Source organism: bacterium (genome assembly GCA_020444065.1).
In the GTDB taxonomy this organism is placed as follows: domain Bacteria; phylum Sumerlaeota; class Sumerlaeia; order SLMS01; family JAHLLQ01; genus JAHLLQ01.
The window spans coordinates 62,513-74,796 of record JAHLLQ010000009.1; the positions used below are offsets into that span (position 1 = coordinate 62,513).

The following is a 12,284-nucleotide window of genomic DNA, read 5'->3' on the forward strand; positions in this document are numbered from 1 at the left end:
GAGGCGGGTTACACTCCATCTCACTTGCAATTCCTCCGGCACCGGGTACTCTCGGTGCCGGTTGCTTTTTGGGAGTTGCCAGCGAATGACGATCAAGTTCGAAGCCCCACCGAATGTCCGCTACTCGTGTACGCAGTGCGGCGATTGTTGCCGGACGTGGACGGTGATCCTGATGCCGGGCGAGCAGGAGGCGATCTCTGCGCTGGAGTGGAAGGGGCGCGAGGAACGCCTGGTGGGGGAGAAGACGACGACGCCGGCGCTTGGGCCCGGTACGCCGAAGGGGCGCCATCGCCTGGTGCGTACCGATGCCGGCGAGTGCGTTTTCCTCGGCGAGAAGCAGCAGTGCCTGATCCACCAGCACTTCGGCGAGATGGCAAAGCCGCTGCTCTGTCGGCTCTATCCGTTCGGCTTCTATCCGATGGGCGACCGCGTGGCCGTGCCGATTTCGTTCTTCTGTAACGCAGTCAGTGGGATGACGGGTCGCACGGTTGCGTCGCGCACGCCAGAGTGGCTGAAGCTGATTGAGGAATCGCGGCGAGCCGTCGATCGCGGTCGTCATCAGTTGAGCGCGGGCAAGCAGATTTCCGGCGAGCTCATGTGGGAGTTTGAAAGCTACCTCGTCAACTACCTGATGGATCGCAGCATGACGTTGTTCCAACGCGTGCGCGCGGCGCTGGAGTTTGTTCGTCTCGCGACGACAGGCAATCCGACGGCGCCGACCTCCGGCGTTTTCCGCGAGGCCATCGCAAAGGGTGTCCCCGACCAGGTGCGCCGCCTAGCCGCGACGGACACGATGGATGATTCACAGCGGGCCGTCTTCTATCAGTTGCTGTTCATCTCACTGAATCCGACGCCGCCGAATTTCTTCGAGATGACGCGCGGCGATCAGGAGCGCGAACGCCAGCGGCGCCTTGAGATCGGTAACAGCTTCCGTGATCGCACCGGCAGGCCTCACGTTGATAATCGCGAACTGAATTCGACCTTCGAAGAGATCGATCGGGTTGGCGCCTCGATCTTCCTGGACGATCCGCCGCCGGTTATTGAGACGTTCCTGTGTGCCCACATTGTCGGCCAGAAGTTCCTGATCGCCGGAAACGAAGAGCACCCACTTGTGGAATCGACGAACCGATTCCTGATGATCTTCCCGATGATCGTCTGGACGGCGAAAGCGTTGGCGGCTGACCGCGGCGCGAGCGACGTCGAACTGCCCGACATTCAGAAGGCGATTCGCTTTCTCGACCGCACACCGGGTTCGATCTCGTTCGAGGGATTGCCGAAGAAGCAGGAAGAGGCGGTCACCTTCGTTATTCAAGAAACCGGCATCGCCGTGTGTGCGACGAATGAAGTTCTCGGTGCAGAGGAGTCGATCGAATGATGGAGCCGATTCGTTTTCGCCCACACCATTTCCTGTGCATGTTGACGTACAGCGGAGCCGGATACACGCCGGAGTTCGTTGCGAATTTCGACGCGTTGATGCAGCGCATCAATGCCGGCCCCGTGGAGATCGAAATTGTCCAGGGTCCCGACGACATTTGCGGGCCGATGATGTCGTGTCGGGATCACCCGGATTTTCATTGCGAGAACGCGAGCGTCCGTCAGCGCGATGCGCACGCGTTGCGGGAAATCGCGGAGTCGATGGCGCGTTGGCCGGGAGACGTTGTTCCAACCTTTGAATTTGGCAAGCAGGTGTTGTTGACGGCGGAGTTGATCGCGTTTCTCCGCGAGGAATTCCGCACCGGCCGCATTCGCACCGGATGCAAGGATTGCGAATGGGATCCACGTTGCAGCGAACGCACCGCGGACGGATTTAAGGGCGCGCGTTTGGGGACGTAGGGGGGGGGGTGTGGCACCCCTTCAGGGTGCGTGTTTCATCGATCGGCAACCCAGGGTGGCGCTCGCCTTGCTCGCTGACCCTGTGCTGAGGATTGTCGAATCCCGTTGGGATTCTACGTCGATGGTGAGTGATGAGTCTCGCTGGGATTCTTTGGTGCGAACAGAAACGATCATTCCACATCAAGTCCGAAGGACTTGAACATCCGATAGCCCAGGGCAAGCGAAGCGCCGCCCTGGGTTTGCAGGCAATGCAACCGCACCCTGTAAGGGTGCAACAGCACACATCAATGAAACGAGCCGCCCGGTGTGGGCGGCTCGTGGTTTCTGCGATTCTGGTTTCGATCAGTAGCGATAGTGATCGGGCTTGTAGGGACCTTCGACGGGAACGCCGATGTAGTCCGCCTGCTTCTTGCTCATCTCGGTCAACTGGGCGTTGAGCTTCTTGAGGTGAAGACGCGCGACCTTCTCGTCCAGCAACTTCGGCAGCACGTAGACCTTGTTCTCGTACTTGCCGTTGTCGCGGTTCTCCCACAGATCGACCTGTGCGATCGTCTGGTTGGTGAAGCTGGCGCTCATGACGAAGCTGGGATGGCCCGTGGCGCAGCCGAGGTTCACGAGACGGCCCTTGGCGAGCAGGATGATGCGCTTGCCGTCCGGCCAGATCACGTGATCGACCTGCGGCTTGATCTCGACCCACTCGAGGGGATCGAGCGCGTCGACCTGGATCTCGCTGTCGAAGTGACCGATGTTGCAGACGATGGCCTGGTCCTTCATCTGGTCCATGTGCTCGCGTGTGATGACGTCGACGTTGCCGGTGCAGGTCACGAAGATGTCGCCCCACTTGCAGGCCTCGTCCATCTCGACGATGGGGAAGCCTTCCATGGCGGCTTGCAGCGCGGTGATCGGGTCGATCTCGGTCACGCTGACCTGGGCGCCGAGGCCGGCGAAGGCCTGGGCGCAGCCCTTGCCGACGTCGCCGTAGCCGAGCACGACGCAGCGCTTGCCGGCGATCATGACGTCGGTGGCGCGCTTAATGCCGTCCATCAGCGACTCGCGGCAGCCGTACAGGTTGTCGAACTTCGACTTCGTCACGGAGTCGTTCACGTTGATGGCGGGGAAGAGCAGCGTGCCCTTCTTCATCATGTCGTACAGGCGATGCACGCCGGTGGTGGTTTCTTCGCTGACGCCGCGAACAGTGGCGGCGACCTTGTGCCAGAGCTGCGGGTCCTCATCGAGGGTGTCGTTCAGCAGCGTGTCGACAACGGCGACTTCTTTGTTGCTGCGATCGATCTCGGGCTTCTTGCCGGTCTTCGCGAACTCGTCTTCGCGCTCGCAGCCGCGGTGGATCAGCATCGTGGCATCGCCACCGTCGTCCACGATCAGGTCGGGGCCGCGATCCGGGCCGTGTAGCAGCATCTGCTTCGTGCACCACCAGTATTCTTCGAGGCTCTCGCCCTTCCAGGCGTAGACGGGAACGCCGGCCTTCGCGATGGCGGCGGCGGCGTGATCCTGGGTCGAGTAGATGTTGCAGGAGGCCCAGCGCACGTCGGCGCCGAGGGCAACGAGCGTCTCGATCAACACGGCGGTCTGCACGGTCATGTGCAGGGAACCGCTGACCTTTGCGCCGGCCAGCGGCTTGCGCGGGCCATACTCCTCGCGCATCGCCATCAGCCCGGGCATTTCCGTCTCGGCGATTTCGATTTCCTTGCGGCCGAAGTCGGCCTGGCCGATGTCGGCGACCTTGTAAGGAACGGTCTGGTTTTCGACAGTAGACATGTCTTCTTACTCCTTGGGGTTAATGGGAAGTCGAGGATTGTCGGTTCTTATTCATCTGGCTTTCGTGCCAGCAGCGCGAAGCCGTCCGGCACTTGGACCTTCTTGTTGTCCGGCGTCGTCCACGGCTTTCCGGGCAGCGCAACCCAGCCGTCGATTTCGAGGCCGCATTCATTCATCCAGCTGTCCAGTTGCTCACGAGAGAACCCGAGCCACCGATGCTGCATGTGATCGCGCAGCCAGGTTTCCTGGTGTTGCATGAAGTCGGCCAGGTACAGCAGCCCGCCGGGGGCAAGCGCCTTGGCCGCGCTGCGCACTGCGCGTCCCGGCTCGTCGAGGTGCTGCAACACCATCACGAGCGTCGCGATGTTCACCTCGCCCGGCTTCAGCGGCGGTTCGTGCGCGTCGCCCTGGCGAAATTCCACGTTGTCCAGGCCCCACGCTTCGACCTTGCGCCGCGCGACCGAGAACATCGCTTCGCTGTTGTCGATCGCGATGATCTTGCGCGGCCGGTCGGCGAAGAGCTCGATCACGTGCCCGGTGCCGGACCCGATGTCCGCCACGGTCAAGTCGCGTGGGACAAAAGCGCGCAGCAGAGCCCGGCCGATCGAGTCGCCGAACAGCGCCGAGCGGATCTCGTCCCACTCGTCCGCAATCCGTTCGAAGAAGCGACCGTTGCGCTTCTCGCGGCGGGCGATCACGCCCTCCATGCGAGCCAGATCCGCCAGGAACAGCTCGTCGCCATCCCAAGCCGCGCGGATGCTCTGCCACAGCGGCGCCACGGCTTCAGGCAGCCGGTCGACATCGATCCGGTAATGCCGCCAGGGGCCCTCGCGGCGTTCCTGGACGATGCCTTCTTCACGCAGGACCTTCAGGTGGTTCGAGACGCGAGACTGGGCGAGCTGTGTGGCTTCGGAGAGCTCCATGACCGACAATTCCCCCGCGTCCAGCAGCCGCGTCAGGCGCAGCCGGGTCGGGTCGCTGAGGGTTTTGAAGAGTCTTGTGACGTCTTTGACGGCCATGGCCTGGAAACCTCATGCGCATTCTCGCTGAGCGCATTTCCAGATATCATGATATGATGATGCGCGGTCAAGGGGAAAATGCAGAGCCCTGCCCTCCCGGGCCCATTCGGCCCGGGATTTTCGCTCTCGGTGGCAGAGGGGGCTACTGAACGCGCTTGTAGGGTGTGTACTCCAGCGTCTCAGCGACATGCGGGCGGAAGACGTGGGCCGTGCGCGCGGGGACTTTGACGCGCATTGTGCCGGACATGACCTGCGCTTCGGCTTTGCTCAACTCGTCCCTCAGTTTGTCCCAGTTCATCAGTTTGCTGTCCCGCAGCGGGATGACTTCCGTGATCGGTTCGACGGTCGGGTTGACGACGACGATGGTGGTTTCTTCTACACGGTCCGTGACACGCATGAAGGCAAGTAGTTGTTCGGTCTCCAGCAGTCGGAAGTCGCCGACGCGGAGCGCGCGATTGCTGTTTCGCATCTCGATCAGGCGACGCATCCATTGCAGGTCTTTGTTCGAATCCTTGACCAGGTCCCAACGCATGGGCGCCCGGTTGGCGGGGTCCTCGCCGCCTTCCATACCGAGTTCGACGCCGTAGTACACGCACGGCGAGCCGGGCAGCGTGAACTGCAGCACCTGGGCCATGCGCCGCTGCCACTGGTTCTTCATCAGATTCTTCAGGCGCGGCGTGTCGTGGTTGTCCAGAATGATCCAGGATTTCAGAATCGGATCCAATCCGGTATCGCGGACCATCGTATCGAAGCATCGGCCGGCATGTTCGCCGCTGATATCGCCGTTCACCATGTAGAGGATCAATTGGCGGGCGTGGAAGTTCATCACCGAGTCGAGTGCCGGCGACCATTCCTCCGGGTAGTTCCAGATCTCGCCGGTGACGAGCGAGCCGGGCTTCGCGGTGTGCGCGGCGTTCGTAATGCCAGCCAGGATGTCGAAGCCGATGTCGAACGCCACGTCGAGGCGCCATCCGTCGGCGCCGTCGCGCAGATAGCCCTGGATCGCGGAATCCGGATCGCCGAACAGGCGCTTCTGCACGGTCGGATTCTCCAGGTTCAACTCGGGCAGATTGTCGACGTTCGCCCAGGCGCGGTAGCCGCGCTGGTACTGATCGCCGATGTAGAACCACTCGCGCCAGGGGCTTTCGGGGTCGGCCATCGCTTCCTGGAAGATCGGCGACGTGCGGCCCATGTGGTTGAAGACGCCATCCAGCACGAGGCGCATGTGGCGTTCGTGTACGGAGTCGGCCAGCGCGGACAAGTCTTCGCGATCGCCGTACTCCGGCGAGATCGTGAAGTAATCCTGCGCGTCGTACTTGTGGTTTGTGTAGGCCTTGTGGATCGGATTCAGGTAGAGCACATCGACCCCGAGATTGTCGATATAGTCAAGGTGCGCCCGGACGCTGTCCAGATCGCCGCCCCAAAAGTCGATCTCGTGACTCCAAACGTTGACTTCTTCCAGGTACGTGCCTTTGGTGGGAACCTCGCCCCAGTCTCGGAGCGTCTTCGGAGCGGGGTAGAGGTCTTTCTTCGCCTCGAGATCTTCCGGGGGTGCGAAGCGATCGACGATGACCTGATAGACGATCGCGCCATTGCGCCAGTCGGCCTCGCGCTCGGCGAGGACCTCGGCTTTGTCGCGGTCGTAGGAATTGGCGTAGGAATACGTCATGGTGGGTTGCTCAGCCTGAAGTGAAGTCGCCGCCAGGGCGGCCAGGAGCGCAAGGGAAGCAAGTTTCATGGTGAGACCTCCCGGGCCGTTTCCATCGATCATGCGGAGCGGCGCGCGAGGGTCAAGTGAAGGCGGAGTGATTCGAATGCAGGGGTTCTCCTGTTGACACACGGATTATGGGTTTGGTGTATCGGGTACAAATCAATAAATGCAGTTTCGCCATAACCCAGTTGAGTCGGCAGGGAGAGGAGTGCTTCAGCCATGAACGGATGGGTCGTTGCGATAGGTCTTCCGGTTCTAATCTTTGTTGTTCTTTCTGCACTGCTGTTCAAGTACTTAGAGCACATCGATGAGTGGCTTTCGAAGGGAGGCGATCGGCGTATTGCCGCAGGCCTGATTGTTTCACTGATTGTCCCAGGAATTGCATCTGTAGTTCTTGATCTGGCTGACCTTTCAGCGATAATCGATGATGATCAGACTACGGATCCAGAGTTGTTACTCGTGACTATCGCAGGGATTCTTTGTTCGATATTCCTGGTTGGGCAGATGGCGCTTTGGATTAACGTAGACCGGTGGGAGAAGCGATTGAACGGGCTTCGCTCCCAACTCGATCAACTGAAGGACGAATTTCGAATGGCCAAGCAAGATCATGAGGCGACCCTTGGCTTCACGAATATCTTCCTGGGAGTTGTAAACGAGAAGCACACTCGCCTGAAGCGTCTGCGGAGCGAGGAGAGTGGACAGGGCGTCTTGGACCTGCCCCGGCTAATGAAGGAACTAAACCCTCTAGCTCAAATCAAGTGCCTCCTGCTCTGTTTATACAAATTCCTAGAGGAGAGACTCCGGAGAGAGGATGGCGGCAAGGAGGAACTGAGGATTGCGTACTTCAAGCTGGATGAAGAAGGCTACTACCATCCGATTTTCAGCTGGAACGGGCAGGCGGAGGGATGTGTATCGAGCCCGCAGGGAAGTCATCGCGATTGCTTTCGTCTTGACACTACTGAAGATAGGTCATTAGTCGTGTGGTGTGGGCGTCACAAGAGAATCGCGATAATCGAAGACGCCCAGAAGGCTCATGCGGAAGATCATGTTTTTCGGTTTTTTGACCAAAGCCAGCAGGATCATATCGGTTCGATTCTCGCTGTCCCCATTTCATTGGGCGATGAGCAGGGCCCAATCAGCCATATACTGTCCATAGACACAAGTAAACGAAGGTTCTTCCTCGACAATCAGAAGACACAGACACAGTGGAAATGGATCGCGAAGCACTTCGCTCAACGGGCCCTCTACGAAGAGGAACTTCAAGAAATCACCCAATCGGAAGGGTAGTCAAAATGTCTCAGAATACTCGCAAAGAAACAACGTGTTTGGTGCAGACGTCCGCACGGATCGTCAGTGAAGCAAAGACTCGGGCCCACGAGACGGTGAAGACATATTGCGCAGAGAACAAGCACCAAGCGAATGCCAAGGTCGTCAAGAACGTCAGGCGAGCTGGGATTGCGGTTCCCAAGCACTAGCATCTTCAAATGGAACTGCCTTGACCTTTGGGAGAAATGAATTGAGACGCTCTCCCAGCTACCGACTGAACGTGGATGGAAGGAAGCTGCCATCTCACTCGCGCCGAGGCAGTTGCAGCCATCGGATGGCCTTGAGATACTCCCTTTGAATCAGCCGCGAGCGGGCAGTGCGAGGCGAAGCAGGGCGCCGTGGTCGGAGTCGTCGACGGTCAGGTGCCCCCGATGCAGTTCGACGATCTGGCGCGCGAGGTACAGCCCGAGGCCGGTGCCGCCCTTGCGACGGGTCAGCGGGTTTTCGATCTGGAAGAATTTCTCGAACACCAGGTCGTGGTACTCCGGAGCGATTCCCTCGCCGTTGTCCTGCACGGTGACTTCGACGGTCTCGCCGTTGTAATGCGTCGTGATGGTGATCGTTTCCTGGCGGGGAGAGAACTTGATGGCGTTATCGATAATGGCTTCGATTGCCTGGGTCATCCGTTCGACATCGACCAGCGTATTCGGCAGCGCCTGCTGATCGACCCAACTGACCATCAATTCCTGTTCGTCCAGGCTGCGTTGGCGTTCCTGCAGGACCTTCTCGATCAAGGTTTCAATATTTGTGGGCTCGAACTGCAGCTCCAACTTGTGGTTATCGAGCAGCGCGATATCCAGGATCGTGTTCACAACCGTGGCGAGGCGCTCGATGTTGTTCGTAACGATCTTCAACAAGTTGCGCTGGGTGTCGTCGAAGTTGCCGCTGTAGTGCGTCGCCAGGAGATTCGCGGCGCCCCGGATCGATGTGAGGGGTGTGCGCAGCTCGTGCGAGACGACGGCGATGAAGTTGTTCTTCATCTCGTCGATGCGGCGAAGCTCTTCGACTTCGCGCGTCAGCGACATGTCGATCACGATCAACAGGGCCTCGCGCGTGGGGACCTTGTTCTCGGTGATGGGCACGGCGTGGATGCGCAGCGGGCTGTTCATTTCGTTCAGCGGTTCGAAGTCGCCGCGTTGTTCCGCGGCGCTCTGGATGGCGGCGTCCGCCATTTCCCGCAACTTGACGCCGAGGCTGTTGAGCTCGGGGATTTCCAGGTTCTCGATCTGAGATTCTTCCGCCAGGCCAAGCAGCCCCCTGGCCCGGCCGTTGGCCATCACGACGTTGCCGCCTTCGGTTGTCAGCACGATCCCCGCGGGGATGCTCTCGAAGGCCTTTGTCAGCTCCGCATTCACGTGGCGCAACTGGCGGCCCAGGCTGAAGCGGTCTATCGTCACGGAAAGGAATCGCGCGACGGCGCGGACGACTTCCAGATCGTCCTTGTCCAGCTTCGATTGATCCGACTTGTTTGTAATATTAATGACTCCGAGGACCTTGCCCTCGGAGTGGATTGGTGCGCTGATGTATGTATTCGTGGTGTACCGACGGTCGTTCTCGCGGCGACGGGTTGCGACCGACAGCCGGGGCTCGCCGGATTCCGCCACCTTGCCGGCAATGCCTTCGCCGACTTTGACTCGGATCGATTTGGTCAGCTCGGGATCGATGCCGGACGCCGCCGCGACGCTGAGTTCCGCGGCCTTGTGGTCCAGCAGGAGGATCGAGCAGCGCTCGACGCGCAGCAATTGCTGAATCAGCTCGACAGTCGACTTGAGAACGGAACCAAGTTCGCCCCCGGAGGAGACGATCTCGCTGAGGATCGTCAGCAGTTGGACATAGGAGAACTTCTCGGATTCCGTTATCGAGACAGGCATTTGCTGTGTGTTCGTCATCGTCGTGCCAGATTGGCTCCAACCCCAAGAGACGTCTTTCCTATGTCTGGACAAGAGCGCCGAGGCTGGCAAGGATTTTCATTCCAAACCTCAGGTCCCTCGCGAACTTTCATTCGTTTACCATGCCAGAACCATTCCGTTTTAGGGGATGGCGCCGACGGCGTTTCCACGGCTTGTCATGGAAACTATGACGCTGGGCCAATCGATCTCCCTTGATTTTGCGGGGGCTGTTAGGGTTGGGTTCCCACTCAGCGGCGAAATGCCCTGGAATCAGACATGAAGCAAGGATTTACATTATGTACACTGTAGCTATTTTGGGTGCCTCGGGCGCCGTCGGTCGCGAGATGTTGCGAGTTCTTGAGCAGCGTCAGTTTCCCACAAAGGAAGTCCGCCTGTTGGCTTCCGCACGTTCCGCGGGGAGTCGTTATCCTTACCGCGGCGGGCTGCTGACAGTCGAGGCCGTCACACCCGAGTCCTTCGACGGGGTGGACCTGGCTCTGTTCAGCGCCGGCGCTTCCATCTCGAAGGAATGGGCTCCCGTGGCTGCAGACCGCGGTGCTATCGTCGTGGATAACACGAGCGCCTTCCGCATGGACGAGGACGTTCCCCTGGTGGTGCCCGAGTGCAACGCGCACGCCATCGCCAAGGTCCCTTCCCGTCGCATCATCGCGAACCCGAATTGCTCCACGATTCAGATGGTTCAGGTGCTGAAGCCGTTGCACGAGAAGTTCGGTCTGAAGCGCATCGTCGTTGCGACCTACCAGTCCGTCAGCGGCAGCGGCACCGAGGCGATGGAGGAACTGCGCGATCAGAGCATCTCGATTCTCGAGGGCGATCCGAACTTCGACATCAAGGTCTATCCGCACCAGATCGCGTTCAATTGTTTGCCGCACATCGATGTCTTTCAGGAAAATGGTTATACCAAGGAAGAGATGAAGATGGTGAACGAGACGCGCAAGATTCTGGAGGCGCCGGAGATCATGGTTTCCGCCACTTGCGTGCGCGTTCCGGTTTTCCGCGGCCACAGCGAATCCGTGAACTGCGAATTCGGCAAGCCGGTCACCCCCGCGCAGGTTCGCGAGCTGATCGCACAGATTCCGAACTGCGTTGTCGTCGACGATCCGGCCAACAACCAGTATCCGTCGCAGATCTACAGCGAAGGGCGCGACGAGACGTACGTCGGCCGCGTTCGCCAGGACATCTCGAAGCCGGAAGGCACGGCGATCGATATGTGGGTCGTCAGCGACAACCTGCGCAAGGGCGCTGCGCTCAACGCCGTTCAGATCGGCGAGACGCTGGCCAAGACCGGGCTGCTTTCTGCCTGACGGATTGATTGCTCACCAAAGAAGATCCGCCCCCTGGCAGTGCGCCGGGGGGCGGTTTGTTTTCCGGCTGAATGCTCTGAAGTCGTTTCTGGGGCCATGTCAGATGACCAGGATGGGCTTGCAATCCGGGGACAAACCCAACCAGAATCAATGAGTTGGTTGCCAGGAGCATCGTAATGAAGTCGATCGGCACACTCCCGAACGAAGAGATTATCCGCGTAGCTGCGCGCTACGGAGCGAGGAGAGTGCGTGTCTTTGGTTCTCGCGTCCGCGGCGAGGAGCGACCCGACAGTGACCTCGACTTGTTGGTTGAGTTCGACCAAGATCGAAGCTTGCTCGATGCAATCGGACTTGAGCAGGAACTTGAGGAGCTCCTCGGTTTCCCGGTTCAGGTCCTGACTCCTGCCGGTCTTTCGCCCATCCTTCGCGACGAAGTCCTCAGCACCGCCTTGCCCTTATGAAAACGGATCGGGATTTTCTCCTGCACATTCTCGATGCGGTTGTTGATGCTCTGACCTACGCTTCAGGCGGGGAGGAGGAGTTCTTTGCGGACAAGAAAACCCAGGATGCTATTCTTCGGAAGTTGGAGGTCATCGGTGAGGCCACCAAGCGTCTTTCCCCTGAACTCAAGGCTGCGAATCCCGACATTCCCTGGCGTCAGATCGCGGGCATGCGAGACAAACTCATCCACGATTACTTTGGTGTTGATCTGAAACTTGTCTGGAACGTGGTCAGCCAAGTTCTGCCCGGATTCGAGGAGAACGTCCGCCGAATCCTCAAGGAGCTTTCGCCACGAACCTGAGGGGGATGGCCAGAATTCCCGACGCAAGACCGGGTTGCTGACTAAAGAAGATCCGCCCCCTGGCAATGCGCCGGGGGGCGGTTTGTTTTTCGGCTGAGCCAACTACTTCACCGGCACGCAGATATCCACGATGCAGCGCCCTTCCGGGTGTGTGTCCGGATCGTTCAGGTAGTGCTCGTAACACGGCCGCTCGTCGATCGTGAGCCCCTGGGCGGGGATCCACTCTTCGATCAGTTGATCCCACGCGGCCTGATATTCCGGCGGGAGCAGTTCGTGGCGTGCGACGGCGTACCTGCCGGCGGGAAGCACGCAACGTTCGACTTCGCCTTCGGCCGGCGTTTCCGGCGGGACGGTCAGGCAGATCGCCATGCGCAATGCGTCCTCGCGCGGCACGTCGGGGTCGATCTCGTAGGTGGCAAGCAGTTGCGTTTCCGGGAAGCGTACCAACCCACGCGGCTCCGCCCATGCGAACATGCGCTGCATCACGCCCATGAAGGCTTCGCCATCGCCCGCGCGAAACGGACCTTTGTGGCGGACGACTGCCACATCGAACGCGGGCTTTTCTTTCACTTCGATGCTGCTTGCTTTCGGGGTCATCGGTGG

General features: G+C 59.8%; 12 protein-coding genes. 7 read left to right on the forward strand and 5 right to left on the reverse strand.

The features are described 5' to 3' along the window. The first annotated feature begins 85 nt into the window (after positions 1-85). Positions 86-1,375 (forward strand): YkgJ family cysteine cluster protein, encoded by a 1,290-nt coding sequence (locus KQI84_17695; GenBank protein ID MCB2156713.1) that lies wholly within the window; start codon positions 86-88, stop codon positions 1,373-1,375. Further along, on the forward strand, positions 1,372-1,833 hold the full coding sequence (locus tag KQI84_17700; protein MCB2156714.1) for a DUF1284 domain-containing protein: 462 nt from the start codon (positions 1,372-1,374) through the stop codon (positions 1,831-1,833). Before KQI84_17695 ends, KQI84_17700 begins: the two co-directional genes overlap by 4 nt. Before the next feature lie 342 nt (positions 1,834-2,175). Here KQI84_17700 and ahcY read toward each other — a convergent pair whose 3' ends face one another. The 3 genes from ahcY to KQI84_17715 form a co-directional block, all read right to left on the reverse strand. Continuing rightward, positions 2,176-3,609: an adenosylhomocysteinase gene (gene ahcY, locus KQI84_17705; GenBank protein MCB2156715.1), complete on the reverse strand. Its 1,434-nt coding sequence runs from the start codon at positions 3,607-3,609 to the stop codon at positions 2,176-2,178. 47 nt (positions 3,610-3,656) lie between these two features. Then, the gene (locus KQI84_17710) at positions 3,657-4,628 is read right to left on the reverse strand and encodes a metalloregulator ArsR/SmtB family transcription factor (GenBank protein ID MCB2156716.1); all 972 of its coding nucleotides are present in this window, start codon (positions 4,626-4,628) and stop codon (positions 3,657-3,659) included. A 142-nt stretch (positions 4,629-4,770) separates the two neighbouring features. Then, positions 4,771-6,297, reverse strand: a complete 1,527-nt coding sequence (locus KQI84_17715) for a glycoside hydrolase family 13 protein (protein MCB2156717.1) — start codon at positions 6,295-6,297, stop codon at positions 4,771-4,773. Positions 6,298-6,558: 261 nt separating this feature from the next. On the opposite strand from KQI84_17715, the gene KQI84_17720 reads away from it, so the two are divergent. After that, a complete protein-coding gene (locus KQI84_17720; GenBank protein MCB2156718.1) occupies positions 6,559-7,626 on the forward strand; it encodes a hypothetical protein in 1,068 nt (355 codons plus the stop codon). 5 nt (positions 7,627-7,631) lie between these two features. After that, entirely contained in the window at positions 7,632-7,814 is a 183-nt protein-coding gene (locus KQI84_17725) for a hypothetical protein (GenBank protein ID MCB2156719.1), read from the forward strand. A gap of 150 nt (positions 7,815-7,964) precedes the next feature. Here the strand turns inward: KQI84_17725 and KQI84_17730 are convergent, their stop codons facing one another. Further along, the gene (locus tag KQI84_17730) at positions 7,965-9,536 is read right to left on the reverse strand and encodes a GAF domain-containing protein (protein ID MCB2156720.1); all 1,572 of its coding nucleotides are present in this window, start codon (positions 9,534-9,536) and stop codon (positions 7,965-7,967) included. A gap of 314 nt (positions 9,537-9,850) precedes the next feature. On the opposite strand from KQI84_17730, the gene KQI84_17735 reads away from it, so the two are divergent. From KQI84_17735 to KQI84_17745, 3 genes are all read left to right on the forward strand, one after another. Continuing rightward, entirely contained in the window at positions 9,851-10,879 is a 1,029-nt protein-coding gene (locus KQI84_17735) for an aspartate-semialdehyde dehydrogenase (GenBank protein MCB2156721.1), read from the forward strand. A gap of 176 nt (positions 10,880-11,055) precedes the next feature. Next, a complete protein-coding gene (locus KQI84_17740; protein ID MCB2156722.1) occupies positions 11,056-11,340 on the forward strand; it encodes a nucleotidyltransferase domain-containing protein in 285 nt (94 codons plus the stop codon). Next, entirely contained in the window at positions 11,337-11,681 is a 345-nt protein-coding gene (locus tag KQI84_17745; GenBank protein MCB2156723.1) for a DUF86 domain-containing protein, read from the forward strand. The genes KQI84_17740 and KQI84_17745 overlap by 4 nt, the downstream gene beginning before the upstream one ends. Positions 11,682-11,783: 102 nt before the next feature. On the opposite strand, the gene KQI84_17750 is transcribed toward KQI84_17745, so the two are convergent. Then, positions 11,784-12,278 carry a GyrI-like domain-containing protein gene (locus tag KQI84_17750; protein ID MCB2156724.1) on the reverse strand — a complete coding sequence of 165 codons (495 nt, stop codon included), beginning with the start codon at positions 12,276-12,278 and terminating at the stop codon, positions 11,784-11,786. Between the last annotated feature and the right edge of the window lie 6 nt (positions 12,279-12,284).

Bases quoted from the DNA above. Each gene is read 5' to 3' on its own strand.
- KQI84_17700 (MCB2156714.1), top strand. From the start codon at position 1,372: ATGATGGAGCCGATTCGTTTTCGCCCACACCATTTCCTGTGCATGTTG.
- KQI84_17730 (MCB2156720.1), bottom strand. From the start codon at position 9,536: ATGCCTGTCTCGATAACGGAATCCGAGAAGTTCTCCTATGTCCAACTG.
- KQI84_17740 (MCB2156722.1), top strand. From the start codon at position 11,056: ATGAAGTCGATCGGCACACTCCCGAACGAAGAGATTATCCGCGTAGCT.
- KQI84_17695 (MCB2156713.1), top strand. From the start codon at position 86: ATGACGATCAAGTTCGAAGCCCCACCGAATGTCCGCTACTCGTGTACG.
- KQI84_17745 (MCB2156723.1), top strand. From the start codon at position 11,337: ATGAAAACGGATCGGGATTTTCTCCTGCACATTCTCGATGCGGTTGTT.
- KQI84_17720 (MCB2156718.1), top strand. From the start codon at position 6,559: ATGAACGGATGGGTCGTTGCGATAGGTCTTCCGGTTCTAATCTTTGTT.
- KQI84_17715 (MCB2156717.1), bottom strand. From the start codon at position 6,297: ATGACGTATTCCTACGCCAATTCCTACGACCGCGACAAAGCCGAGGTC.
- KQI84_17750 (MCB2156724.1), bottom strand. From the start codon at position 12,278: ATGACCCCGAAAGCAAGCAGCATCGAAGTGAAAGAAAAGCCCGCGTTC.
- KQI84_17725 (MCB2156719.1), top strand. From the start codon at position 7,632: ATGTCTCAGAATACTCGCAAAGAAACAACGTGTTTGGTGCAGACGTCC.
- KQI84_17710 (MCB2156716.1), bottom strand. From the start codon at position 4,628: ATGGCCGTCAAAGACGTCACAAGACTCTTCAAAACCCTCAGCGACCCG.
- KQI84_17735 (MCB2156721.1), top strand. From the start codon at position 9,851: ATGTACACTGTAGCTATTTTGGGTGCCTCGGGCGCCGTCGGTCGCGAG.
- ahcY (MCB2156715.1), bottom strand. From the start codon at position 3,609: ATGTCTACTGTCGAAAACCAGACCGTTCCTTACAAGGTCGCCGACATC.